22 protein-coding genes are annotated in these 24,603 nt (G+C 53.5%); 17 read left to right on the forward strand and 5 right to left on the reverse strand.

The features are described 5' to 3' along the window. From HCX89_RS05885 to HCX89_RS05915, 7 genes are all read left to right on the forward strand, one after another. Positions 1 to 708 carry a succinate dehydrogenase iron-sulfur subunit gene (locus HCX89_RS05885; protein WP_025011014.1) on the forward strand — a complete coding sequence of 236 codons (708 nt, stop codon included), beginning with the start codon at positions 1 to 3 and terminating at the stop codon, positions 706 to 708. Positions 709 to 902: 194 nt separating this feature from the next. Next, positions 903 to 3,725 (forward strand): 2-oxoglutarate dehydrogenase E1 component, encoded by a 2,823-nt coding sequence (sucA, locus tag HCX89_RS05890; protein ID WP_025011013.1) that lies wholly within the window; start codon positions 903 to 905, stop codon positions 3,723 to 3,725. A 30-nt stretch (positions 3,726 to 3,755) separates the two neighbouring features. Beyond that, a complete protein-coding gene (gene odhB / locus HCX89_RS05895) occupies positions 3,756 to 4,952 on the forward strand; it encodes a 2-oxoglutarate dehydrogenase complex dihydrolipoyllysine-residue succinyltransferase (RefSeq protein WP_025011012.1) in 1,197 nt (398 codons plus the stop codon). Between the two features lie 77 nt (positions 4,953 to 5,029). Continuing rightward, entirely contained in the window at positions 5,030 to 6,196 is a 1,167-nt protein-coding gene (sucC, locus tag HCX89_RS05900; protein WP_025888715.1) for an ADP-forming succinate--CoA ligase subunit beta, read from the forward strand. Next, entirely contained in the window at positions 6,196 to 7,068 is an 873-nt protein-coding gene (gene sucD / locus HCX89_RS05905) for a succinate--CoA ligase subunit alpha (RefSeq protein WP_025011011.1), read from the forward strand. Before sucC ends, sucD begins: the two co-directional genes overlap by 1 nt. 513 nt (positions 7,069 to 7,581) lie before the next feature. Continuing rightward, positions 7,582 to 7,995: a nucleoside diphosphate kinase regulator gene (rnk, locus tag HCX89_RS05910; protein ID WP_025011010.1), complete on the forward strand. Its 414-nt coding sequence runs from the start codon at positions 7,582 to 7,584 to the stop codon at positions 7,993 to 7,995. A gap of 92 nt (positions 7,996 to 8,087) precedes the next feature. Further along, entirely contained in the window at positions 8,088 to 8,369 is a 282-nt protein-coding gene (locus HCX89_RS05915) for a hypothetical protein (RefSeq protein WP_025890086.1), read from the forward strand. 54 nt (positions 8,370 to 8,423) lie between these two features. Here the strand turns inward: HCX89_RS05915 and fur are convergent, their stop codons facing one another. Next, entirely contained in the window at positions 8,424 to 8,855 is a 432-nt protein-coding gene (gene fur / locus HCX89_RS05920; RefSeq protein WP_025011008.1) for a ferric iron uptake transcriptional regulator, read from the reverse strand. Positions 8,856 to 9,116: 261 nt separating this feature from the next. Here fur and cobB point away from each other — a divergent pair, with 261 nt between their 5' ends. The 3 genes from cobB to HCX89_RS05935 all read left to right on the forward strand — a co-directional run bounded on the left by cobB (position 9,117) and on the right by HCX89_RS05935 (position 12,799). Then, entirely contained in the window at positions 9,117 to 9,851 is a 735-nt protein-coding gene (gene cobB / locus HCX89_RS05925; protein ID WP_025890087.1) for a Sir2 family NAD+-dependent deacetylase, read from the forward strand. Between the two features lie 131 nt (positions 9,852 to 9,982). Continuing rightward, positions 9,983 to 10,408: an AAA family ATPase gene (locus tag HCX89_RS05930; RefSeq protein WP_243880763.1), complete on the forward strand. Its 426-nt coding sequence runs from the start codon at positions 9,983 to 9,985 to the stop codon at positions 10,406 to 10,408. 357 nt (positions 10,409 to 10,765) lie between these two features. Then, on the forward strand, positions 10,766 to 12,799 hold the full coding sequence (locus tag HCX89_RS05935; RefSeq protein ID WP_167715358.1) for a cytochrome c3 family protein: 2,034 nt from the start codon (positions 10,766 to 10,768) through the stop codon (positions 12,797 to 12,799). A gap of 111 nt (positions 12,800 to 12,910) precedes the next feature. On the opposite strand, the gene bioA is transcribed toward HCX89_RS05935, so the two are convergent. Beyond that, on the reverse strand, positions 12,911 to 14,227 hold the full coding sequence (bioA, locus tag HCX89_RS05940) for an adenosylmethionine--8-amino-7-oxononanoate transaminase (RefSeq protein ID WP_167715360.1): 1,317 nt from the start codon (positions 14,225 to 14,227) through the stop codon (positions 12,911 to 12,913). Positions 14,228 to 14,402: 175 nt separating this feature from the next. On the opposite strand from bioA, the gene bioB reads away from it, so the two are divergent. Genes bioB through bioD form a run of 4 tightly spaced genes read left to right on the forward strand, consistent with a single transcriptional unit; the run spans position 14,403 to position 18,135 of the window. After that, positions 14,403 to 15,467, forward strand: coding sequence for a biotin synthase BioB (gene bioB / locus HCX89_RS05945; RefSeq protein WP_167715362.1), 1,065 nt, complete (start codon positions 14,403 to 14,405; stop codon positions 15,465 to 15,467). 1 nt (position 15,468) lies between these two features. Continuing rightward, the gene (locus tag HCX89_RS05950; protein ID WP_254428356.1) at positions 15,469 to 16,620 is read left to right on the forward strand and encodes an 8-amino-7-oxononanoate synthase; all 1,152 of its coding nucleotides are present in this window, start codon (positions 15,469 to 15,471) and stop codon (positions 16,618 to 16,620) included. Beyond that, positions 16,617 to 17,408: a methyltransferase domain-containing protein gene (locus HCX89_RS05955; protein ID WP_107110636.1), complete on the forward strand. Its 792-nt coding sequence runs from the start codon at positions 16,617 to 16,619 to the stop codon at positions 17,406 to 17,408. Before HCX89_RS05950 ends, HCX89_RS05955 begins: the two co-directional genes overlap by 4 nt. Before the next feature lie 37 nt (positions 17,409 to 17,445). Next, positions 17,446 to 18,135, forward strand: a complete 690-nt coding sequence (gene bioD / locus HCX89_RS05960) for a dethiobiotin synthase (RefSeq protein WP_025890091.1) — start codon at positions 17,446 to 17,448, stop codon at positions 18,133 to 18,135. 45 nt (positions 18,136 to 18,180) lie between these two features. On the opposite strand, the gene pepE is transcribed toward bioD, so the two are convergent. Continuing rightward, positions 18,181 to 18,891 carry a dipeptidase PepE gene (pepE, locus tag HCX89_RS05965; protein ID WP_025011004.1) on the reverse strand — a complete coding sequence of 237 codons (711 nt, stop codon included), beginning with the start codon at positions 18,889 to 18,891 and terminating at the stop codon, positions 18,181 to 18,183. 288 nt (positions 18,892 to 19,179) lie between these two features. Between pepE and htpX the strand changes: the two genes are divergently transcribed. Both htpX and HCX89_RS05975 read left to right on the forward strand, forming a co-directional pair. Next, positions 19,180 to 20,046, forward strand: a complete 867-nt coding sequence (gene htpX, locus HCX89_RS05970) for a protease HtpX (protein ID WP_025011003.1) — start codon at positions 19,180 to 19,182, stop codon at positions 20,044 to 20,046. A 305-nt stretch (positions 20,047 to 20,351) separates the two neighbouring features. Further along, positions 20,352 to 20,699, forward strand: coding sequence for a cytochrome c3 family protein (locus HCX89_RS05975; RefSeq protein ID WP_025011002.1), 348 nt, complete (start codon positions 20,352 to 20,354; stop codon positions 20,697 to 20,699). A 100-nt stretch (positions 20,700 to 20,799) separates the two neighbouring features. Here HCX89_RS05975 and HCX89_RS05980 read toward each other — a convergent pair whose 3' ends face one another. Beyond that, a complete protein-coding gene (locus HCX89_RS05980) occupies positions 20,800 to 21,540 on the reverse strand; it encodes a cytochrome b/b6 domain-containing protein (RefSeq protein WP_025011001.1) in 741 nt (246 codons plus the stop codon). A gap of 182 nt (positions 21,541 to 21,722) precedes the next feature. Between HCX89_RS05980 and HCX89_RS05985 the strand changes: the two genes are divergently transcribed. Continuing rightward, a complete protein-coding gene (locus HCX89_RS05985; protein WP_025011000.1) occupies positions 21,723 to 22,367 on the forward strand; it encodes a helix-turn-helix transcriptional regulator in 645 nt (214 codons plus the stop codon). A 278-nt stretch (positions 22,368 to 22,645) separates the two neighbouring features. Here HCX89_RS05985 and HCX89_RS05990 read toward each other — a convergent pair whose 3' ends face one another. After that, the gene (locus HCX89_RS05990; RefSeq protein ID WP_025010999.1) at positions 22,646 to 24,400 is read right to left on the reverse strand and encodes a M61 family metallopeptidase; all 1,755 of its coding nucleotides are present in this window, start codon (positions 24,398 to 24,400) and stop codon (positions 22,646 to 22,648) included. Between the last annotated feature and the right edge of the window lie 203 nt (positions 24,401 to 24,603).

Raw genomic sequence — 24,603 nt, forward strand, 5'->3', positions numbered from 1 at the left:
ATGAAATTGGATATTGCAGTTTATCGCTACAATCCTGATGTAGATACCAAGCCCTACATGCAGGATTACAGCCTGGAAGTGGCTGAAGGTTCAGATATGATGGTGCTGGATGCCTTGCTCAAGCTTAAAGAGCAGGATCCAAGCCTGTCTTTCCGCCGCTCTTGTCGTGAAGGGGTTTGTGGCTCTGACGGCATGAACATGAATGGCAAAAACGGTCTGGCCTGTATCACGCCAGTGTCTACCTTCAAAGGCAAGAAGATTGAAATCCGTCCTCTGCCCGGTATGCCTGTGGTGCGTGACCTGGTGGTTGACCTGAGTCAGTTTTACAAGCAATACGAGAAGATCAAGCCGTACCTCATCAATGATGAGAAGAAGCCGGCCCGTGAACATCTGCAATCACCGGAGGAGCGTGCTCACCTGGATGGCCTGTATGAATGTATCATGTGTGCCTGTTGTTCTACGGCTTGCCCATCATTCTGGTGGAACCCGGACAAATTTGTTGGCCCCAGTGGTCTGCTGCATGCCTATCGCTTCCTGATAGACAGCCGTGATACTGCGACCGAGGAGCGTCTGAGCGAGCTGGATGATGCATACAGCGTCTTCCGTTGCCACGGCATCATGAACTGTGTGGATGTTTGTCCGAAAGGCTTGAACCCAACCAAGGCCATCGGACACATCAAGTCCATGTTGCTGAAGCGGGCTGTATAAATGCAAGACGACGAGCTTAATCCAATAACTACATAGGCTCGTAGGGAGTCACTTTCTCTGGGCAGGAAGTGGCTCTTTTGTGTGTAAAGGACTACAAAAGGCCGTAACATCCGGATGTCCCAGGGGCGGCTGAGACCCTGCCAAGGCAGGGAAAATATGGCTAAGCACGTGTATCAAGTTTGAAAGGATAAGAAATGCACCAAGGCAGCATGAAAGCCTGGCTCGAATCATCTCACTTGAGTGGGGCGAACTCGACCTACGTTGAAGAGATGTATGAAGCCTACCAAGAAGACCCCACCTCGGTATCTGATGACTGGCGTGCGGTGTTTGAGCAACTCCCTCCCGTGAACGGTGCCTCTGCTGATGTACCCGAAGCTTCTCACTCCAAGATCCGTGACTATTTTCGTTCTCTTGCACAGGAAGGTCGCAGCAAAGGTACCAGCCGTGTGTCCGATCCTGATGTGGACGCCAAGCAGGTAAAAGTTCTGCAATTGATCAACGCCTACCGTTTCCGTGGCCACCAGAATGCCAATCTGGACCCACTGGAGCTGTGGAAGCGCGACACAGTTGCTGAATTGGATCCGGCTTTCCACGGCCTGAGCGGCGAGGATATGGAGCGGGAGTTCAACACAGGTTCTTTTGCTTATGGCGGTGACACCCTGAAACTGGGTGAGCTGGTGAAGGCGCTCAAGGCGACTTACTGCGGCTCTATCGGCGCCGAATATATGCATATCACCGACACCGAGGAGAAACGTTGGATCCAGCAACGTCTCGAACCTTCACTGGGTAAGGGCAGCTATGATAAGGCCGTCAAGACCCGGATCCTTGAAGGATTGAATGCCGCCGAAGGCATGGAAAAATATTTGGGTGCCAAGTTCCCCGGCGCCAAGCGCTTCTCCCTCGAAGGGGGCGACTCGCTGGTGCCTATGATGCGCGAAATTATCTATCGCGCCGGTGAAGCGGGTACCAAAGAGATAGTCGTGGGTATGGCTCACCGTGGCCGTCTTAACGTTCTGGTTAACATTCTGGGCAAGCGTCCTGCCGAACTCTTTGACGAGTTTGCCGGCAAGCATCATGAGACGCTGGGTTCAGGGGACGTTAAGTACCATCAGGGCTTCTCTTCCGATTTTGAAACGCCCGGTGGCAATGTCCACCTGGCTTTGGCGTTTAACCCTTCACACCTGGAAATCGTTAACCCGGTAGTAATGGGTTCGGTACGCGCCAGACTGGATCGTCGCGGCAGCGAAGATGGCCTGCAGGTCATGCCTATCACCATCCATGGTGACTCGGCCATTGCCGGACAGGGCATAGTGCAGGAGACATTCAATATGTCTCAGACCCGTGGCTTTAAAGTCGGCGGCTCTATCCGCATTGTGGTGAACAACCAGGTGGGCTTTACCACCTCCAACCACCAGGATGTGCGCTCAACCGAATACTGTACCGATATCGCCAAGATGGTGCAGGCGCCGATTTTCCACGTCAACTCTGACGATCCAGAAGCTGTGGCTTTCGTATCTCAGCTGGCGGTGGATTATCGCAACACCTTTAAGCGTGACGTCGTTATCGACCTGGTGTGCTACCGTCGCCATGGTCACAACGAGGCCGATGAGCCAAGCGCGACTCAGCCACTGATGTACGCCAAGATCAAGAAGCACCCAACGCCACGTAAGATCTACGCCGACAAGTTGATTGCCGAAAACAGCATTGCGGCCGACGATGTCACCGCCATGATCAACAGCTATCGTGACGCGCTGGATCAAGGGGATTGTGTGGTCAAAGAGTGGCGTCCAATGACGCTGCACACTGTGGACTGGACTCCTTATCTCAACCGCGAGTGGGATGAGTCTTTTGAATCCGGTATGACCCGCGAACGTCTGCAGAATCTGGCCGACAAGATAAGTTATGTGCCGGAGAGCCATAAGCTGCACTCCCGCGTGGCCAAGATATATAACGACCGCGTCGCTATGGCCAAAGGCGAGAAGCTGATGGACTGGGGCTTTGCCGAGACTCTGGCCTATGCCAGCATCCTCGAAGACAAGCAAAGAGTCAGGATCACCGGCCAGGACTCGGGTCGTGGTACCTTCTTCCATCGCCACGCCGTGCTGCACAACCAGAACGATGCCACTACTTACCTGCCGCTGCGCCATGTGGCCGAAGAGCAGGGCCCTATCGACATCACTGACTCTGTGTTGTCTGAAGCCTCAGTGCTGGCGTTCGAGTACGGTTATGCCACTGCTGAGCCAGGCGGCCTGACTATCTGGGAAGCCCAGTTCGGTGACTTTGCCAACTGTGCCCAGGTGGTTATTGACCAGTTCCTGTCATCCGGTGAGCAGAAGTGGGGCCGTCTGTGCGGTTTGACCATGTTACTGCCTCACGGCTATGAAGGTCAGGGTCCGGAGCACTCCAGTGCTCGTCTGGAGCGCTTCCTGCAGCTGTGTGCCAACCACAATATGCAGGTGTGTGTGCCTTCGACTCCGGCTCAGGTCTACCACATGCTGCGTCGTCAGGTGGTGCGTCCAATGCGTCGTCCGCTGGTGGTAATGTCTCCCAAGTCGCTGCTGCGTCACCCGCTGGCAGTGTCTTCCATGGATGAGCTGGCCAATGGTCAATTCCAGAACGTTATCGGTGAAATCGATACATTGGATGCCGCCAAGGTCGATCGCGTGGTGTTCTGTAGCGGTAAGGTTTACTACGAGCTGCTGGAACGTCGCCGTAAAGAGAATATCGATAACGTCGCTTTGGTGCGGGTCGAGCAGTTGTATCCCTTCCCACACGAAGAGATGGCAACAGCACTGAAAGACTATCAGCATGTGACCGACTTTGTTTGGTGTCAGGAAGAGCCTCAGAACCAAGGTGCCTGGTATTGCAGCCAGCATCACTTCTGGGCAGCCATTCCCAAAGGTGCCCAGCTCAGCTACGCTGGCCGTGACGCCTCTGCAGCGCCGGCCTGTGGCTACCCTGAGTTGCATACGCATCAGCAGGAATCACTGATCACTAGCGCATTAAAACTGAAGTAATAGAAATTTATACAAAAAGGAAAGCTTTCCATGAGTATCGAAATCAAGGTACCTGTACTGCCCGAATCTGTTGCCGACGCGACTATCGCCACTTGGCACGTTAAGCCTGGTGAGCCGGTTTCCCGTGATCAGAACCTGGTTGATATTGAAACAGATAAAGTGGTGTTGGAAGTTGTAGCACCCGAAGATGGCCAGATCAGCGAACTGCTGTTCCAGGAAGGGGATACCGTCCTGGCAGAGCAGGTTATCGCCAACTTCGTCGCCGGCGCGGTTGCCGGCCAGGAAGTGAGCAAAGAGCAGGCTGAAGCCGCTGCGCCAAAGGCTGAAGAAGCCGCGGCAGAAGGCAACGATGCCCTGAGCCCATCAGTACGCCGCCTGATAGCCGAACACAATCTGGATGCCGCTAAAATCAAGGGCACAGGTGTGGGTGGCCGTATCACCAAAGAAGATGTGGAAGCCTTCGTTAAGTCAGGCTCTGCCAAGCCAGCTGCAGCTGCTGCCACAGCACCTGTGACCCTGGCGGGCGATCGCAGCGAGAAGCGCGTACCTATGACGCGTCTTCGCAAGACTATCGCCACTCGTCTGCTGGAAGCCAAGAACTCCACCGCCATGCTGACCACCTTCAACGAGGTCAACATGAAGCCTATCATGGACATCCGCAAGAAGTATCAGGAAGTCTTTGAGAAGAAACACGGCATCCGTCTTGGCTTTATGTCTTTCTATGTGAAAGCCGTAACCGAAGCGCTGAAGCGTTATCCAGAAGTCAACGCTTCTATCGATGGCAGCGACATCCTGTACCACAACTACTTCGATGTCAGCATCGCCGTTTCAACGCCTCGCGGCCTGGTAACGCCTGTGCTGCGCGACACAGATACCATGAGCCTGGCCGATATTGAAAAAGCGGTTCGCGAACTGGCTATCAAGGGCCGTGACGGCAAGCTGACAGTGGAAGATATGACAGGTGGTAACTTCACTGTGACTAACGGCGGAGTGTTTGGCTCCTTGATGTCGACGCCTATTCTTAACCTGCCACAAAGCGCAATCCTTGGCATGCATGCCATCAAGGACCGCCCAATGGCAGTCAATGGTCAGGTGGAAATCCTGCCCATGATGTACCTTGCTCTCTCATATGACCATCGCATCATTGATGGTCGTGAGTCAGTTGGCTTCCTGGTAACCATTAAGGATCTGCTGGAAGACCCAACTCGTCTGCTGCTGGACTTGTAAGCGCCGCCAGACAATAACCTCGTGACTGGCCCCTCGGGGCCGGTTGGATTTAAAACGTAGTATACGGATAGATCATCATGAATTTGCATGAGTATCAGGCAAAAGCCCTATTTGCCGAATATGGTTTACCAGTGTCAGAAGGCTATGCTTGTGACACAGCTCAGGAAGCTGTTGAAGCAGCCGGTCGCATTGGCGGAAACATGTGGGTAGTCAAGTGCCAGGTGCACGCTGGCGGCCGCGGTAAGGCAGGTGGCGTTAAAGTTACTGGCGACAAAGAAGAGATCAGAGCCTTTGCCGAACATTGGCTGGGCAAGAATCTGGTCACTTATCAGACTGATGAAAAAGGTCAGCCGGTTGCCAAGATCCTGGTTGAAAGCTGCACTGATATCGCCAACGAACTCTATCTGGGTGCCGTTGTCGACCGTGGCACTCGCCGCGTCGTGTTTATGGCTTCTACCGAAGGTGGTGTGGAAATCGAAAAGGTGGCCGAAGAGACCCCTGAGCTGATCCACAAAGCCATTATCGACCCTATCACAGGTCCTCAGCCTTACCAGGCGCGTGACCTTGGCTTCAAGCTGGGTCTGAACCCAACTCAAATCAAGCAGTTCACCAAGATCTTTATGGGTCTGGCGACCATGTTCCTGGAGCATGACTTTGCCCTGCTGGAGATCAACCCTCTGGTGATCACCACCGAAGGCAACCTGCACTGTCTGGACGGCAAGATTGGCGTAGATGGTAACGCTCTGTTCCGTCAGCCAAAGATCAAAGACATGCACGATCCTTCACAGGATGACCCACGTGAAGCCCACGCCGCCAAGTTCGAACTGAACTATGTGGCTCTGGACGGTAACGTAGGTTGCATGGTCAACGGTGCCGGTCTGGCCATGGGTACCATGGATATCGTTAACCTGCACGGTGGCAAGCCAGCCAACTTCCTCGACGTAGGTGGCGGCGCGACCAAAGAACGTGTTGCCGAAGCCTTCAAGATCATTCTGTCTGACAGCAATGTGAAGGCCGTTCTGGTGAACATCTTCGGTGGTATCGTACGTTGTGACATGATCGCCGAAGGTATTATCGGTGCAGTGAAAGAAGTCGGTGTGAAAGTGCCTGTGGTTGTGCGTCTGGAAGGTACCAACGCCGAGCTGGGCTCTAAAGTTCTGGCCGAATCAGGTTTGGATATCATTGCTGCGACAAGTCTGACCGACGCTGCTCAGCAAGTAGTTAAAGCTGCGGAGGGCAAATAATGTCTGTTTTAATCAACAAAGATACCAAGGTTATCTGCCAGGGTTTTACCGGCGGTCAGGGTACTTTCCATTCTGAGCAGGCGATTGCCTATGGTACTCAGATGGTCGGCGGTGTGTCTCCAGGTAAAGGCGGTACCACTCACTTAGGCTTGCCAGTATTCAACACTGTGAAAGACGCTGTTGCCGCTACCGGCGCCACTGCATCTGTTATCTATGTACCTGCGCCTTTCTGTAAAGACGCTATCCTGGAAGCCATAGATGGCGGTATCGAGCTGATCGTATGTATCACCGAAGGTATCCCAACTCTGGATATGCTGCAGGTAAAAGTGAAGCTGGAAGAAACCGGCGTGCGCATGATTGGCCCTAACTGCCCGGGTGTTATCACCCCCGGCGAATGTAAAATAGGCATCATGCCGGGTCACATCCACAAGCCGGGTAAGGTGGGTATCGTTTCCCGCAGCGGTACTCTGACTTACGAAGCCGTTAAGCAGACTACTGACGAAGGTTTCGGCCAGTCTACCTGTGTCGGCATTGGTGGTGACCCAATCCCTGGTACCAACTTCATCGACGTACTGGAAATGTTCCAGAACGATCCTCAGACAGAGGCCATAGTGATGATAGGTGAAATCGGCGGTACCGCCGAAGAAGAAGCGGCGGCTTACATCAAGGCCAACGTCACCAAGCCTGTGGTCTCTTACATTGCCGGTGTGACTGCACCAGCAGGTAAGCGTATGGGCCATGCCGGCGCCATCATTGCCGGTGGTAAGGGGACAGCCGCTGACAAGTTCGCCGCTCTGGAAGCCGCGGGCGTGACTACCGTACGCTCGCTGGCCGAAATCGGCAGCGCGCTGCGTGAGAAGACCGGCTGGTAAGCACAGTCGTTAAGCTCACAAAAGGCGCCGCAAGGCGCCTTTTTTGTTGGCTGCTGTGATGAAGCTCAGATGCCCCCGGCTGGATATTTGATTGGGAAAAGGTTAGATTGGGGCTAGGCTATCCCTTCGGGGAGTCTTGGTGCATTAATGCGCTAAAAAATTAAAAAATTCAAATTGTTATCAATCATCTTTCTCTGGGTTGTGGGTTTGTTGTTATCAGGAGCCGGGTAATGGGTTGCGCCAGAGCAGCCACTGGCGCGGGTATCCGGATAAACCCAGAGGGTTTGATGCAGTGTTAACACAGACTTCAGCGCCGTATTGGTTCGCCCGATGCGGCGCTGAAGTGCAATTCGGGGGCGAAAGACCTCGAGATAGTTGATTCAAGCTGAATGAGTCTGAAACGCCTGTCAGGCGATTTTCAGCGATTGGGTATTGGTGTCAACCCTCAATGGGGGAAGGGATGACCCGATGTGGGGCCGCTCAGGCGGCTTTTCTGAAAAGTAGAGGATTGCTGTGAGTACACAACCTAATATCGTAATTTCTGAAGTGGATCTGGAGCGCCTGGAGCGTTTACTGGATTCATTGCCGGCCAATGCCTTTCCCGGCCATCAAGCGCTTGAGGCTGAGCTGGAGCGGGCGGAAATCAGGCCATCCAAGGAGATGCCGGACAATGTGGTGACCATGAACTCTGAAGTTCGTTTTCGTATGTCTTCCTCCAATGAAGAGTTCACCTTGCGTCTGGTTTACCCAAAAGATGCCGATGGCAGTGCCGGTAAAATTTCAATTCTGGCTCCGGTTGGCGGCGCCTTGTTGGGCTTGGCCCAGGGTGATGAAATTGAATGGCCGGGCCCGGGTGGTGGCACAGTGAAAGTGCGGATTGAAGAGATTATCTATCAACCGGAGCGCTCAGGTGATTTTCACCGCTGAGCACCGGAGCCGGTAAGGCTCTTGAACGGATACGGGAGTGATATACAACTAAGTCACTCAGAATGCACCAACGACAGGGAATGGAGATAAAGATGAAGCAGTACTTTGTCCACAATGGTTTTTCTGCCGGCAGCGGTAAATTACCGGCGGATCCACAGTTGATCAGTGAACAGGACGCCGACAAACTGATGCAGTTTGCCGGTTTGGAGCCCAAGCACGTAGGGAATTTGACCCCACCGGCGCAGTTTGCCGAAGAGGGGGACTGGTTGTTCAGGCTTTTCGCCAATAACCGTTTTCTTTGCTATGCGGATCCAACACTTTTCAGCCATGCCTGCCCAAGGAAGAAGGGCGAGCCTCTGGCTTTAAACTGGTAACTCCAAGGTTACCGGCAATAAAAAACCAGCGCTTGGCGCTGGTTTTTTTAATTATCACTCTTGGCCGTGATCGCACTTGTCGTTGGTGCAGACGCCATAGAGGTAGAGGCTGTGATTGGTGAGCTTGATATTGTGACGCATGGCGATTTCATGCTGACGACGCTCGATAAGATCATCGGAAAACTCGATCACTTTGCCACAGCTCAGGCATACCAGGTGATCATGATGATGTTGGGTGGAGAGTTCAAACACGGCTTTGCCGCTTTCGAAGTGGTGACGGCTGACAATGCCGGCATCATCAAACTGGTTCAGTACCCGATAAACGGTAGCCAGACCTATCTCTTCGCCGATATCCAGCAATTTCTTATATAAATCTTCGGCACTGATATGCTGGTTCTCCGGTTCTTGCATCAGCTCCAGGATTTTGACTCGTGGCAGGGTGATTTTCAAACCCGCTTTCTTCAGCGCTTGATTTCCATCTGTCATGGCTAATCTCTTGATTGCAGAACCCTTGGTATTACACATAGGTTCGTCCGTGGATAATAGACCCCATTATATGTGTACTGTTCTAAAACTTAAACCTCTGATCCGGCTTTTGGTACTTCTGTGGGGTAACTTGACTATAATCGGCATAAATTTGAATAAAAACAAGCAATTTAAGCATACTTTTTGTATGGTTATACCAAGGCATAATTGCAGTGTTTGGTTATCGTTGGCAGGATGACAGAAAAACAAAAAGGACACTAGATGCATCGTCGAATCGTGGTTTTAACCGGCGCCGGGATCTCTGCCGAGTCCGGATTACGTACCTTCAGGGATCAAGATGGCCTGTGGGAAGAGCATCATATTGAAGATGTGGCGACTCCTGAAGGCTATGAGCGTGACCCTGAATTGGTCGAGCGCTTCTACAATGGCCGCTGGCAACAATTGCATGCGGGCAATATAGAACCCAACGCCGCCCATACGGCGCTCTCTCGCCTTGAGCAGGAGTTTGAGGGGGAACTGCTTATTGTCACCCAAAACATAGACGATCTGCACGAGAGAGCCGGTTCCAGGCGCTTGCTGCATATGCACGGTGAACTTTCCAAGGGGCGTTGTCCGCGCTCGCGGCAAACCTTTACCCTGCACGAACCCTTCGGGCCGGAGAATACCTGCACCTGCTGTATTCCGGCGCAGCGTTTGCGGCCTCATGTGGTTTGGTTCGGTGAAATGCCCCTGGGAATGGATAGAATTCACGATGCTTTGGATCACTGCGATCTCTTTATTGCCATTGGCACTTCAGGCACTGTCTATCCCGCTGCCGGTTTTGTCGACAGCGCCAATCATCATGGTGCGCTTACCGTCGAGGTCAATCTGATGCCGGCAGACAGACACAGCCAGTTTCAAATTCACCTGCAAGGCAAGGCCAGTGAGATGGTACCGGCACTGGTGGAGCGTATCCTTGCCGGTCAGTCTATCTGCAATCAAACCGGCCAGAACTGATGCCTGAGCCCAAAACAGGTGCCAGCCTGCTTGAGCCGCCTGTCGGTATTTCAAGCGCGGGTAATATCCAAGAGATTAAGGGGGTTATTGACCCCGGGGCTATTGATGGCAACAGGCGCTTGGCGATCATTATGCGCGGTCTGCCGGGCAGCGGCAAATCTTACTGGGTTCGGCAGTTTATCCAGGAACTACCAGCGAGGATTGCCCAGAATGTCACTGAGAGAGGCCTGTGTTCAACCGACAGCTTCTTTTACCAAAATAACCGCTACTGCTTCGACATTGCCCGTTTGCCGGAATTTCATCAGCTCAACCTGAGCCGCTTCATCGAGGCGTTGGCATCTGGCGTGCCTGTGGTTATCTGCGACAATACCAACATGGCACTGTGGGAGTTCGCGGCCTATCAGGCGGCAGCAAAGGCCTTGAATTACCGGGTGCATATTCAACAGATTGGTGATGTGCGCAGCAAAATTCACCAGCGTGAATGTGCCAAGCGAAACAAACATGGCGTAAGTCTTAACTCCATTCAACGAATGGCCAGTCAATTTCAAAGAAATTAAAAATAACTTTTGCAAGTAAATTAAAATATCTGATTTCATAAATTGCAATATATCGGTATAAGATGAGTATGATTAAAGAAATTCCGAGTTGATATATTTCTTTAATAAAGCCAGTAATTCACCTATTAATATTTTTAAGTTTATTTTAATAATTGCAATCGTATTAAAATGTTTCATAGTCACATCTTGTGTCTTTGCTCACTCTTTTGTTTTATTTTTAGTCATATTATCTGCTCGGGTCAGAATAGACCCGTTAATCATTATTATAACTTTCGTTTGAGTTTCGGGAGTCGGATTGTTCCTCTTAAAAATAAAGAGTGAGCAAGCGGTATTCCTTTGCTCAGACAGGAGAGAAAGATGACCATACTTAAAAAGAAAAGAGTTGCGCTGATGGTGATGGCGATACTGTTGGCCGGTTGCAGTGATGGTGAAGATGGCCGTGATGGAGCGCCAGGCGAACCGGGAACCCCCGGAGAACCTGGGAAACCGGGGACGAATCCTCCAGTGACCCAATCGGTCGAAACCCAAGTTAAAGTGATTAATTACACTTTGGGCGAGGGTAAGGTTAGCTACGAATTTGAAGTAACAGATGAAAATGGCGACTTAATTAATGAACTGACAGATGTTCAGGCAAAAGTGGCTGCTTTGACTGCTAAAGGTTTTATTCTCAATCGGGATGAAAATCCTATTAATGGGGTTGAGGACAATGTTCATATCGGCGGTGCAGTAACTCAGGCAACAGAAGGTGCAACGCTGACTCAAGTAGATGATGGTCATTATATTTTTGAAGCCCCAATGGCAGGTGTTAATGCCGCCACTGAAGGCATTGTTTGGCTGCGTGTCGGCGGTAATGATGCCATTGCCCGTTCAAAGGCGTTGGTCGTCAATAAGCCGGAAGGTCAATTCAGTACCACAACAGAAGCCTGTTATGCCTGTCACGTGGATTATTCACTCAGTCCTCGTCGTCACGCCAGCTACGTGGCTGAAGGCATGGACGGTGAAGTGGATTTTGTGGCAGGTTGCTTGGTCTGTCACGGCTCAGTCAGTCGCGCAGCGACCAATGATGAAGGATTCTCCATCGGTGGCTATGCCACCAATACCTTGTCCAAGATAGGTCACATCAATCACAGGGAGTTCAGCAAGGATTTCAGCGTGCTCAACTGCAGCAGTTGCCATACTGATGCGCCCATCAACAGTAACTTTACCGGCCCTGGTTGTATCGATTGTCATGGTAAAGAAGGGACACCGGCCGGAGACATGGTGCCTTCAAATGGTCTGGACTTCCGTGAACTGCATGAACAGAAAGCCGGGATCACCAAGTTGCAAGCGCTGCGCCTTGGTTACACAGTGGCGCTTTCTACCCCTGAATCCGATGGTGCCGGTGGTTGGTGTTCTACCATCAGTGTCAAGGATAAAGAGGGTAATCTGGTCAATATCGGCAACAACTATAATGCCGATTATGCCACCGCAGGTTATGTTGCCGCCAAGCCGATAGTCTATGCCGGCGCATACTTGCATGCCTATGACAACCATGGCTTGGTGGGCCGCCCGGGCGCCCGTAACTCAGAAACCAAGACGGACAATGCCGATGGTACCCGCACTGTGTGTTATGCGGCGGCCAACATAGCCGCAGGTTATGAGAATGCCGGTTATATGTTCTCGGCGCGGGTGACTTTCTCCAGCGAAGGTTGGCAGTACTATGATGGCAAGGTACGTGGTCAGACAGGTGATCGCATTCGTGCCAATGGTTATGACGGCTCCATGGGGGTCTCCTTCACAGCTTACTCAGATGTGATCAGTCCGGCCGATGGCAGCAAGATCTCCGGCTTTGATCGGCGTCAGGTGGTGGCTGACAGCAGCTGTATCACCTGCCATAACGATGTGACTGCCTTCCACAAGAACGGTGAGTTCGATAACGGTGGTAAGGGTTGTATCGCTTGTCACGGCAACGGAATGGCCCGCACCAGCGCCGATTATGGTGCCGGCTTCGGTCCCATGATCCACAGCTGGCACTGGGGTAAGGGGGCTACCGTCGGTGAAGTGGCTCAGGATGCCGATGGTAACTGGAGTCAGACAGGAAAAGCCAACGGCGCCGCAGCGATTGCACCGGCCAGCAGTTGTGTAGCCTGTCACCAGGATGGCCTGTCGCTGGCCGCTGTGCCCAACCAGTATATTCTGGAGCCCGGCAGCAAGATGACCAGCCCGGTCACCGCAAACTGTTATGCCTGCCACACCAGTGATTCGGCCAAGGCGCATATGAGCCAAAACGGCGGTGATATCAGCGTGGATATCCCGGCTGTTGAGTGGTTCAAGCAGCCAAGTGCCGAATCCTGTGCGACTTGCCATGACACCGGCAGAACCTTTGGTATCGATAAGTACCATAAGTTCTAAAAGGGTTTTATTGAGTAAACATTCCCTGCAAGGCTTGGTTTACCTCAAGACAAAGCGGCTCATTTGAGCCGCTTTTTTTGCTGTCCTGAGTAGAGTTGAGGTGTTCTAGGCTCAGCCGTGGCTGACGAAGGCGCTGTCATCTTGATTTTGCTTGCTCGTCAGCGCTGCTACTTCCAGCATAGCCCGGCTCAGGCTGCTCAGCTCTTCTGCGCTGATACCATAGGGCGGCATGATATAGATGAGTTTGCCAAAGGGGCGGATCCACACGCCGCGGGCAACAAATTCGGCCTGCAGCGCCGCGGTATTGACCTGTCTGTGCATCTCCAGTACGCCAACGGCGCCAAGCACCCGTACCGCTTTGACTCCCGGCAGGGCCGCTGCTGGTGCCAGTTCCTGTTTAAGCTGAGTTTCAATGGCCTTGACCTGAGCTTGCCACTCACCGCTTGCCAGCAGGGCCAGGCTGGCGCGGGCGGCGCTACAGGCCAGAGGATTGGCCATAAAGGTTGGCCCATGCATAAATACGCCGGCAGGGGAGTTGTCTATGCCCGCCGCCACTTTATCGCTGCACAGCGTCGCCGCCAGACTGATATAGCCGCCGGTGAGCGCCTTGCCGACACACATGATGTCCGGTGCTATGTCGGCATGTTCGCAGGCAAACAGCTTACCTGTGCGGCCAAAACCTGTGGCGATTTCATCCAGGATCAGCAGCACATCGTACTTGTCGCACAGGGCTCTTGCCGCCTTGAGATAGTCGGCGCTGTAAAACCACATGCCACCGGCACCTTGCATTATGGGCTCGAGGATCAGCGCGGCGGTTTGCGTGCCGTGCTCGGCCAGCATGGCCTCGAGTCCGGCGATGTCATCTGCTTTAGCGGCTTCACCAAAGGGTGTGCTCGGCGCCGGGGCAAACAGTTGCCGGGCCACATTGTCACCAAACATGGTGTGCATGCCGCCCTCCGGGTCGCAGACGCTCATGGCGGCGAACGTGTCGCCATGGTAGCCCTGCTTGACCGTCATGATGCGGTTTTTCTCAGTCTTGTTTTGTCCTTGCCAGTACTGCAGCGCCATTTTCAGCGCCACTTCCACCGCAATGGAGCCTGAGTCAGCCAGAAACACCTTGGTCAGCGGCTCCGGGGTGATATTGATGAGCTGGCGACACAGTTCGATGGCGCTCTCATGGGTGATCCCTCCGAACATCACATGACTCAGGCGTTTGAGTTGCTCTTCCATGGCGCCGAGAATTGCCGGGTGGCTGTAACCATGAACGCAGGCCCACCAGGAGCTGGTGCCGTCGATAAGCTCACGACCATCCTCCAGCGTCAGGCGTACGCCCTCGGCGGCTTTGACCCCATAAACGGGTAGGGTGTGGCTCATGGAAGTGTAGGGATGCCAGATGTGCTGACGGTCAAAACAATAATCTATGCTCATATATTAACCAAAGGTAAACCTGTGCAACTGGTTGGCGTTGACAGTGAGGGTGTCGCGGGTATGCTAACGAAAATAATTCAGGCCTTCAAGCAGCCAACTGAACCCGGAACCCCGAAGGATTAATCGGCAAAATCGGCTTCAGCAACAAATAGATCAGACTCAGGTAACACAGAATATGTCCAATACAGAGCTGCGCCATGACTGGCGCCGCGAAGAGGTTGAAGCCCTCTTTGCCCTGCCTATGAATGATTTGTTGTTTCGTGCCCACAGCGTGCACAGAACCCATTTCAATCCCAATGAAGTTCAGGTCAGTCGTCTGTTGTCAATCAAGACGGGGGCCTGTCCGGAAGACTGCAAATATTGCCCCCAGAGCGCTCGCTACGACACAGGCTTGGAAAAAGAGCGTCTGCTGGAGATGGAAAAGGTACTGACAGAGGCCAGAAGTGCCAAGGCCGCCGGTGCGACCCGCTTCTGCATGGGAGCCGCCTGGCGTAACCCGCATGAGCGCGATATGCCTTATCTCAAGCAGATGGTGCAGGAGGTTAAATCCCTGGGGATGGAAACCTGTATGACCCTGGGTATGCTCAGCGAAAACCAGGCCAACGAGCTGGCCGAAGCCGGGCTGGATTACTACAACCATAACTTGGATACCTCGCCGGAATACTATGGTGACATCATCACCACCCGCACCTATCAGCAGCGGTTGGACACCCTGGCCAATGTGCGCGCCGCCGGTATGAAGGTGTGCTCCGGCGGGATTGTCGGCATGGGCGAGCAGGCCACCGACAGGGCGGGTTTGCTGCAGCAGTTGGCTAATATGGAGCAACATCCCGACTCTGTGCCTATCAATATGTTGGTCAAGGTGGCCGGTACGCCGCTGGACAGCCTGGACGACCTGGATCCACTGGAGTTTGTGCGCACCATAGCCGTGGCCAGAATCATGATGCCTTTGTCACGGGTACGCTTGTCGGCCGGGCGTGAAAGTATGACAGATGAGCTGCAGGCCATGTGTTTCTTTGCCGGCGCCAACTCGATTTTCTATGGGTGCAAGCTGTTGACCACCGCCAACCCGGAAGAAAATGACGATATGAGCCTGTTCCGCCGTCTGGGATTGACCCCGGAGCAGGGCAAGGCCGCCACGGTCGAGGAAGAGGGCGCCGAAATAGCCCGCGCCGCGGCCAAGGCAGAGGCTATCAATAACAAGGCTCAGGGACAGTTTTACGACGCCGGAGCCCTGTAACTTGACCTCATTGCTGGACAAAATGGCCCGCCGCCGTGAGGAGCTTGAGCGCGGCGGCTTGCTCAGGCAAAGATGCTGCTTCGCTGCAGCGCCCGGCCGTGAGCGACTATTACATCCTGTTGCCCAAGCCCAAGCCCAAGCCACAGGCAAACCATTGCTGGATTTTGCCGCCAATGATTATCTGGGCCTGGCCCGTCATCCCAAGGTCATCTCTGCGCTTGCCAAAGGCGCAGAGATCTATGGCTGCGGCAGCGGCGCTTCACCTCTGGTTTCGGGTTACAGCGAGGCGCATCTCAAGCTGGAACAAGGTCTGTGCCGGGCGCTCGGTGCAGAAGCGGCGTTACTGTTCAGCTGTGGTTTTGCCGCCAACACTGCGCTGATGAAAACCCTGTTTAGCGCCGAAGATACAGTGATTGCCGACAAATTGGTGCACGCCTCCATGATAGATGGCCTGCGCGACTCAAAGGCCAAAATACGGCGTTTTGCCCATAACGATATGGCGGCTGCCACAGCGCTTTTGGCCCGGCATCCCGGCAGCGCAGTGCTCACTGAAACCGTGTTCAGCATGGATGGCGACAGGGCGCCGCTCGGTAAATTGAGCCACTTGTGCCAAGAACACGGCAGCCCGCTTATTCTCGATGATGCCCACGGCTTCGGCCTATTTGAGTCTTCATCCCTGCCGGTATTTGCCCGTTTGGTGACCTTTGGCAAGGCGCTCGGTGGTCAGGGCGCGGCGATTGTGGGCTCGCAGGAATTGATAGACTATCTGGTGGCCAATGCCCGTGAATATATCTATTCCACCGCGCTATCACCGGCCTGCTGTATGGGGGTGCTCGAGGCTCTGGAGCTGATCCAGCAAGAGCGCTTGCTTGAGCGCCTCAACGCCAATATCGCTTTGTTTCGCCGCAGCTGCCAAGTGGCGGGGATCTCCTTGATGCCATCTGAGTCGCCAATTCAACCTCTGTTGGTGGGTGAGAGTGGCAAGTGTATGGCGCTGGCGGCAAGGCTTCTGGAACGCGGCTTCCTGGTGGGGGCGATTCGGCCCCCCACAGTCCCTAAAGGCGGTGCGAGACTGCGTATTACTCTGAGCGCCGAGCACAGGGAGCAGGATATACTGGCCTTGGTCTCGACACTGGCGGAGCTGATGGCATGAGCAACATCAGTCATGAGCCTCTGGCTAGTCACGCAGGCCTGGTGCAATCCGTGCCGCTTGGTGACGTCGCCGGGCGCTTTTCCAAGGCGGCAAGCGCTTATGAGCGCCACAATAGGGTGCAGCGTCTGACGGCCGAAGCCTTGCTTGACTGGGACGATTGCCCACACTCAGGCAAACTGCTGGATATAGGTGCAGGTCCGGGCACGGCTTTTGCCACGCTCTGGCCCCAAAGCGTGACCGCCCTGGATATCGCCAGCGGAATGCTCAAGCAGCTGAAGGGAAATTTCCCCGATTATCAGGTTGTTTGTGGCAATGCCGAGCAGCTTCCCTTTGGCGACGACAGTTTTGATGCGGTTTATTCCAATCTGGCGCTGCAGTGGTGCGGCGATATTCCGGCCGCCTTGGCAGAGATTTTTCGGGTCATGCGCCCGGGCGGTTCGGCGCGCCTAGCCATAGTGGCCCGGGGCAGTTTGCCCGAATTACAGACGCTGGGGCTGCGAGTCAAAGCGTTTGCAGCCGAACATAAGTTGGAGCAAGCGCTGGCGCAGCATCCCTGGCAGAGCTTGCACACGCAAAGCCGCACCTTTCAGTGCCATTTTGCCAATCTCAGGGAATTGCTTTACTCCATCAAGGGGGTCGGCGCTTCAGTCGGCGCCGACAAAAACTCAGGTGCCGGGCTCAAGGGAAAGGGTTTTTGGCATACACTTAACGGGCAGGCCGAAGTCCTTAGAACGGACAAGGGAATGCCGCTGACATACAGGATAGTAATGGTTCAGGCCCGAAAATAACCATTGATGTTTTAGCTGTAGGGGTAGTTCAGCGATGATTTTTTTTGTAACAGGTACAGATACCGACAGTGGCAAGACTCAGGTCGGGGCCGCGCTGCTGCATAAGGCACGAGTCGAGCATGGCTTGAAAACCTTGGGGGTAAAACCCCTGGCCTCGGGTTGCCATAACACCCCTTACGGGCTGAGAAACCCGGACGCCCTGGCCCTGATGGATGAGTCCACTCTGAAACTGCAGTACGACAAGGTGAATCCTTTCAGTTTTGAGCCGGCGATTGCCCCTCATATTGCTGCCGCCGATCTCGGCCTGGATATCAGCCCCGAGGCGGTACTGGCAGCGCTGGATTTTACCCAATATGCCATGGCCGATTTCTGCCTGATAGAAGGGGCCGGTGGTTGGCGTTTGCCTTTGGGGGAGGGGCGTTTCTTATCGGAAGCGGTGCAGGGACTGGCTCTGCCCGTGATTCTGGTGGTGGGAATGAAGCTTGGCTGCCTTAATCATGCCGTGTTGACCCAGGAAGTGATCCGCGCCGATGGGCTTGAAATCGCCGGTTGGGTGGCCAATCGCGCCGAAGCCGATATGAGTCGCTTCGATGAAAACCTGGCCAGCCTTAAAGACTTGATGCAGGCGCCGCTGTTGGGAGTGGTGCCGCATCTGGCTCATCCCAGTGCCGAGGCCATGTCTCAGCACCTAGATTTGAGCCCTTTGCTGGCCAAAGTGCCCGGTTGAGCCCTGGAGTTAAAAAGAAGCAAGGCCACGTAGGGCCGAGGTTTTTTAGCTCAATAGATTGGAAAGATCACTGCCTACAGGCACGGGGATCTCCTGTTCTACACCGCTGAACAGATAAGCTTCCTTATCTCCCAAAAGACTCAGTTTATTGTCCTGCAGCAACAGGGCGCTGCCTTCTTGGATGGCCAGTACCGGCGTCTTGGGATCGACACAGGTAAACTCAAGCAAGCGCTGGGCGCGGGTTTCACCATTGTGACCCGGCGCCTTGTAGTTGCTGTAATGCGGATTGATTTGCAGTGGCAGCAGGCCAAGGGCACTGAATGATGGCGGCTCTATAATAGGCATATCATTGGTGGTACGTATGCTGAGGCCGGCAATATTTGAACCTGCACTCCAGCCAATATAGGGTTTGCCGGCGGCGACTTCCTCTTTGATCAGATGCAGCAGATCGTAGCGGTACAACTCATGCAACAGGTGGAAGGTATTGCCACCACCAACCAGAATGCCGTCAGCATCGCGAATAGCCTGCTTGGGATCGCCATGTTGATGGATAGAGGAGATATCCAGCCTCAATGGTGCCAGGCCATTAACCACAGCTTCCAGATAGTTGTCATAGCTCATGCTGACACCGGCATAAGGGATAAATATCCACTTGCGGGCCTTTTCTGTCATAGGCTCAATATAGGGCAGGGCATGTTCCAGGTAAGGGGTGTCGCCAGCGCGGGAGCTGCTGAGCAGCAGGGTATTTATCGTCATAATAGTCGCTGTCCTTCAGATTGATTTGCGTTGCTTGATGGTAACAAAAAGCCTTTACACTCAACAATCGCCGCCGGTGTTTTTGGTCGCCTTAAAAAGCTGCACTCGGGCAATTGATTAAGTTTGATTTAATCAAGCCTGCCTAGACTGCTTCCTCTGCGTAACCGGGGCGTTTGGGCGGGAAAGCTAAACAATAATTTACCTTTTCCCACTTGAATTCCCGCCAAGTGGACATATTATGTCTGCAATGACGCAATTCCGGTACAAGGGTACCTTACAGGAGCTGATATGAAGCGTGTATTTCTATTGATTTTGACTAACCTTGCCATCCTGTTGGTGGCATCGATCGTCATGTCTATTTTGGGTGTCAATACTCAAACCATGGGTGGCTTGCTGGTGTTTGCGGCGATCTTTGGTTTTGGTGGCGCCTTTATCAGCTTGGCGATTTCCAAGTGGATGGCCAAGAAGACTATGGGCTGTGAGGTGATCACTCAGCCCCGAGATAACACAGAGCGTTGGTTGCTCGAGACCGTAGCCCGTCAGGCACAGCAGGCCGGGATCAAGATGCCGGAAGTGGCCATCTACCAATCGCCTGAACTGAACGCCTTTGCTACAGGCCCAAGCAAAAACAACTCTCTGGTGGCAGTGAGTACAGGTCTGCTTTACGGCATGAGTGCCGATGAAGTGGAAGCCGTACTGGCGCACGAAGTCAGCCATGTGGCCAACGGTGACATGGTGACTCTGACCCTGATCCAGGGCGTGGTGAACACCTTTGTTATCTTTGCTGCCCGTGTGGTTGCCGGTATCATCAACAACTTTGTTGCCAGCAACGATGAAGAGGGTGAAGGCCTGGGCACCATAGCTTATATGGCTGTGGTATTTGTGCTGGATATGCTGTTTGGTATTCTGGCGTCCATGGTGGTGGCTTACTTCTCCCGCATCCGTGAGTTCCGCGCCGACGAAGGTGCCGCTCGCCTTGCCGGCAAGAACAAGATGATTGCGGCGCTTGAACGTCTGCGCACCGGGCCGGAAACCGGTGCCATGCCGGCCAATATGTCGGCCTTCGGTATCAATGGCAAGCGCTCAATGACCGAACTCTTTATGAGTCACCCACCGCTTGAAAAGCGTATCGAAGCGCTGAGAAACCGCGGATAATTTAGCAGTACTTTCTCTTAAGGAGGCCGGTTGGCCTCCTTTTTTTATGCTGTTGAAACGCTTATTGATACAGATGCTTATGTGTAAATTAAATGTAAAATTCCGTAATTAACCGATGGTTACATGATTCAGCGCACATTTTGCTTTTGCGCAAGTTGTTAAAGTGGCGGCGACTCAGAATTAGTTTGCCAATTGGCAAAAGCTTGGCTAAGTTAATCCAAGTCGTGCTATTTACTGATAGTGAGACAAAGGTCATACCTGACATAAGAACCTTTGCTCGACTGTCATCATCGGAGGATATTATTGTGAGCAAGAAACTCTTGAGTGTGTTGTTCGGTGCCGGTTTGGCCGCACTGGCCATGTCACCATCTGCTTTTGCAGAAGATCAGAAGCTGTCAGATTTCCACGCGGATATGGGTGGCTGTGAAAGCTGTCATGCCGATGGTTCACCTTCAGCTGACGGCGCCTATGAATTTGAACAGTGTCAGAGCTGTCACGGTTCGCTGGCAGAAATGGATGCGGTACACAAGCCACACGATGGTGCCTTGATGTGTGCTGATTGCCATGCTCCCCACGACATGAACGTAGGTCAAAAGCCTACCTGCGATAGCTGTCACGATGATGGCCGTACTTCAGATAGCGTACTGAAGTAAGAAGCGCATATCGCACGAATGACAACGCCGGCTTGATGCCGGCGTTATTGTTTTCGGCTGGTGCCTATCTCTGGCTCTGTGTGGTGAGCCAATATCTCAATCAGTCTTTATCCACCGGCGTTGTTGGCAGATATTTATTGCCGGAAAACATAGCAGAAATAATACCGGGCTGACGCTTACGCTCGGCGTGGATCACCGCGGCTATGTGCAGCAATACCAAGAGAAGCAACAGATATACGCTGTAGACATGTACTTTCCCCGCCAAGCCCTTGGCGCCCTTAATCGCTGCAGCCTTGTCTGGATTAACGCCTGTGTCATCATAGGGTTTGAGGCTGGCAGGCTCAACACCATCGGCGGCGATATATTCCTGAACCATGCCGCCCAGCGGTGGATAGAAGATGTCAGTACCGGCTCGCACCAAACCTGTCACCATGATCAGCGTCAGCAAACCCAATAAGGCGATGACCGCCAGTTTGCCCGCCGGATTATGGCCGAGATATTGTGGGTTTTCGCCTTTCTTGAGTGCTGCACGATAGCCTGCCAATTCCCCTTTTTTGGGGAGTAGTTTACCAAGACGCGCCTTGATAGGGCCGAATAATCCCCACAGTAATCTGAATGCCAGGTTGATGGCAAAGGCATAACCTATCCATACGTGCAGTGTCTTCAGGCCGATTTTGGCGTCGAGACCACTGATCCCGAAGTCAGATTTGAACATCATTACCCCGCCGATGATCACCAGCAGCAGCACCAAAAGCAGGTTTATCCAATGAAAAAGGCGAGTGGGAAGATCCCATGCCTTATAGCGAGACAGGCGCACTTCGCCCGCAGTATTTGTTTCCATGTTTGATCCCCCAGATCTGTTTTACCCCTTTATGTTAACGCCTGTAGCGGCGCTTGTTCAGTTAACTCTTATTCATTTTGAGTTTTTGGTAAGGAATCTGTACTTCCATTTCAAGCAGTTGTCTGCTTTGATACTCATGTTGCAGTAATGTAAATTTTTTATTTTTTAGCTGAGGGCAGCCTATGTTCAATGTGATGCACTGGCTGGTGGTTTCCAGATCCGCGCTGTTGACCGAGCTGATGGATAGCCGTTGGCCGCAGGAGTTTCTGGTACGCTTGTCCTGCTTATCTCCCGATAGATGGCACACAGATGCCTTGGGAACTGATGTCGACATGTTGTTGCTGGATTTGGCCACTGTGGAACCGGCCTTGGGCTATAAGATTCTTAAACAGGCCACCAGGAATCGCGGTTGCAAAGTGGTGTTACTGCATTATCCCAGAAGGGTGGAGTATGAATGCCTGTTGTTGCCGTCTGTGGTCAAGGCGGTTTTCTATCCCGAGGCGACCTTGGCACAGTTGGGCCGTGGCCTGGATATTGTGCAGAAGGGTGGCTGCGACATTCCTTTTGAGTTGCAATCTCGGCTGGCCAAGGGAGAGCTTAGTGGCGATGTACTGACTTTCAGGGAGCGGGAGGTGCTGCAGGCGCTACTGGCCGGGCTCAGTAATCAACAGATTGCCACTTCCCTTTATGTCAGTGAAAGTACGGTCAAGACCCATCTCTATCGGGTGTTTCGCAAACTGAATTTAAGCAACCGAGCCCAGGTGATGGCCTGGGCCCAGCGTCACTTGATGGCCGATGTGGCCGAGAGTCAAGGCTCAGGCAGTTAGGGAAGGTGCGAATAAGTCCTCGCGGCCTTCTCTTTTGTAAAGAGTGGCTTACACAGCAATTGGCGTTCAAGGCATCTGACTGAAGGCATGCCGGGGCCTGTCGAAGTCGGATAACGTAGAGAGCCGGTTGCTGTGAAAGCCCCAAAGGGCGTGGCTTACAGGCTTGCCTGCTGTGTTATGCTTCTTGCAAAGGACTAGGGCCATTTGCTGCGAACCACGCCTTGCATCCAGGCCTGTAAGCCTACGCAGAGCACGCATGGGACTTGTTCGCACCTTCCTTAACCCAGCCAGGCCTTGGCTTTGGCTGGATCGGTGAGCTTGAGTGACACAGTATCTATTGCCGCCGGGTTGATAGGCAGTTGGCCTGTCATCAGTTCATCACGGCGGAAGAAGTGCAGCTCCAGACTATCGCCGGGCTCATATTGTTGCAGTTCATTTTCAAATTGAGCGCCGACCTGCAGACCATTGGCGGCAATCAGCAGATCCTGAGCCGCGAGCCCGGCGCTGTGAGCCGCGCTGCCATTGGTCACACTCACAATCCTTAACCCCAGGACTTCAGCCTTGTAGCGGGCTCCGAAGCCGATTTTTTGCCCCTCAACATCCCCGCCGCCCTGATCCTGAGCGCCTTGGGCACTGCGAAGTTGCATCTCGATTCCGAATTGCGCCAGCAGGGGCGCCAGTGGCAACTCTTGGGTATTATCCAGAAAGGCAAATTCTGCGCTGGCATCCCGGCCAAGCAGCTCCTCGTAGAGGCGGCGATGGGAGTCATCTTCAGTGCCTATACCCTGACTGCCAAAGGCCTGCCACAGCTTCTGCATCAGGTTATCCAGTGTGTATTCTCCCTGGGTTTCCAGTCTCAGAGTCAAGTCCAGATACAGGGCAAACAAAGCTCCCTTGGTGTAATAGCTGACGATGGCGTTGGCGGCGTTTTCATCCTGTTTGTAGAACTTGGTCCAGGCATTGAAGCTCGAATCTGTCAGGCTCTGCAACTGCCTGCCCGGCATGCGATACACCCGGGTCATGGTCTGGGATAGCATCTCCAGATATTGCTCATTGGAAACCCTGTTGGCTCTGAGTGTCATCAGGTCATCATAGTAGGAAGTGATACCTTCATAAGCCCACAGTTGACGGGTGTAGCTCTCGGCCTCCAGCGCATAGGGAATAAAGCTGGCAGGCTTAATGCGTTTGACGTTCCAGCTGTGGAAGTATTCGTGACTGCAGAGCGACAGATAAGTGCGGTAATCCTTGTTGACCGGCATCTCCATACTCAGCGGCAGATCCTTACGGGAGCAGTGCAGGGCGGTGGAGGCTCTGTGTTCCAGTCCTCCAAAGCCATTGCCCAATACCTGGGTCATAAACAGATAGCGCTCAAACGGCGCTTCACCGAAGAGGCGGATCTGGCTCTCGCAAATAGCCTTGAGATCGTCAAGCAGTCTGGGCATGTGGCAGCGGTGACGCCCGGTCAGTATCACATCATGGCGCACGCCACAGGCCTCAAAGCTGCCGTGGGTAAAGGTGCCCATCTCCACCGGATGGTCGATAAGCTCATCATAGTTGGCGGCGCTGAAACGGCCGAACTGCCACTCTTCACCCTCGATTCGACTCAGGGTTGTTGCCAGCTGCCAGTTGGCCTCCTCCTCCGGAGGCAGAATTTCCAGCTCCAGCGGCTCAAGCTCTTTGCCGGCCACCGCCAAAAAGACGCTGCTGCCGTTGAAAAAGCCGTGGGTCTGATCCAGGTGGGCGCTGCGCACCGACATATCCCAGGCATAAACCGAGTAGCGCAGTTGCAGCGATTCGGCATTGGAATCTATCAGCCAGCGCTGCTTGTCAAGCTGAGTAATGCTGAGCGGACGCTCCAGCTCATCAAAGGCTTTAATATCTATGATATTGCGACAAAAATCGCGAACCATGTAGCTGCCCGGGATCCAGGATGGCAACCAAAGTTCCTGTTTCGGAGCCGGTGCCTGAATGGTGATTTTGACCTCGAACAGGTGAGCGTGGGGATCTATGGGGCAAATCTGATAACTGATCATCTGATATCCGTATGAATCGTTGGCGAGTGCCGGGAGCCAAATTGAGTGCTATCCGGCTGAGCATGGCGACAATGCTGCCAAAAAAGCCAGGCTGCGGCAATTGCTGCCGAGTTTTAAATGGCTTGAGGTTCAAATCGCCGTGGCCAATTACATCTCCGGGCCGAATGGTATTATACTGCCAAGAACACAGAGGTTTGGCCCTT

It is taken from the genome of Shewanella sp. Iso12, from assembly GCF_012030025.1.
Taxonomy (GTDB): Bacteria; Pseudomonadota; Gammaproteobacteria; order Enterobacterales; family Shewanellaceae; genus Shewanella; species Shewanella algae.

Bases quoted from the DNA above. Each gene is read 5' to 3' on its own strand.
- odhB (WP_025011012.1), top strand. From the start codon at position 3,756: ATGAGTATCGAAATCAAGGTACCTGTACTGCCCGAATCTGTTGCCGAC.
- HCX89_RS05980 (WP_025011001.1), bottom strand. From the start codon at position 21,540: ATGGAAACAAATACTGCGGGCGAAGTGCGCCTGTCTCGCTATAAGGCA.
- sucA (WP_025011013.1), top strand. From the start codon at position 903: ATGCACCAAGGCAGCATGAAAGCCTGGCTCGAATCATCTCACTTGAGT.
- HCX89_RS05985 (WP_025011000.1), top strand. From the start codon at position 21,723: ATGTTCAATGTGATGCACTGGCTGGTGGTTTCCAGATCCGCGCTGTTG.
- HCX89_RS05930 (WP_243880763.1), top strand. From the start codon at position 9,983: ATGCGCGGTCTGCCGGGCAGCGGCAAATCTTACTGGGTTCGGCAGTTT.
- HCX89_RS05935 (WP_167715358.1), top strand. From the start codon at position 10,766: ATGACCATACTTAAAAAGAAAAGAGTTGCGCTGATGGTGATGGCGATA.
- pepE (WP_025011004.1), bottom strand. From the start codon at position 18,891: ATGACGATAAATACCCTGCTGCTCAGCAGCTCCCGCGCTGGCGACACC.
- cobB (WP_025890087.1), top strand. From the start codon at position 9,117: ATGCATCGTCGAATCGTGGTTTTAACCGGCGCCGGGATCTCTGCCGAG.
- HCX89_RS05915 (WP_025890086.1), top strand. From the start codon at position 8,088: ATGAAGCAGTACTTTGTCCACAATGGTTTTTCTGCCGGCAGCGGTAAA.
- bioA (WP_167715360.1), bottom strand. From the start codon at position 14,227: ATGAGCATAGATTATTGTTTTGACCGTCAGCACATCTGGCATCCCTAC.
- fur (WP_025011008.1), bottom strand. From the start codon at position 8,855: ATGACAGATGGAAATCAAGCGCTGAAGAAAGCGGGTTTGAAAATCACC.
- bioB (WP_167715362.1), top strand. From the start codon at position 14,403: ATGTCCAATACAGAGCTGCGCCATGACTGGCGCCGCGAAGAGGTTGAA.
- htpX (WP_025011003.1), top strand. From the start codon at position 19,180: ATGAAGCGTGTATTTCTATTGATTTTGACTAACCTTGCCATCCTGTTG.
- HCX89_RS05885 (WP_025011014.1), top strand. From the start codon at position 1: ATGAAATTGGATATTGCAGTTTATCGCTACAATCCTGATGTAGATACC.
- sucD (WP_025011011.1), top strand. From the start codon at position 6,196: ATGTCTGTTTTAATCAACAAAGATACCAAGGTTATCTGCCAGGGTTTT.
- HCX89_RS05990 (WP_025010999.1), bottom strand. From the start codon at position 24,400: ATGATCAGTTATCAGATTTGCCCCATAGATCCCCACGCTCACCTGTTC.
- HCX89_RS05955 (WP_107110636.1), top strand. From the start codon at position 16,617: ATGAGCAACATCAGTCATGAGCCTCTGGCTAGTCACGCAGGCCTGGTG.
- sucC (WP_025888715.1), top strand. From the start codon at position 5,030: ATGAATTTGCATGAGTATCAGGCAAAAGCCCTATTTGCCGAATATGGT.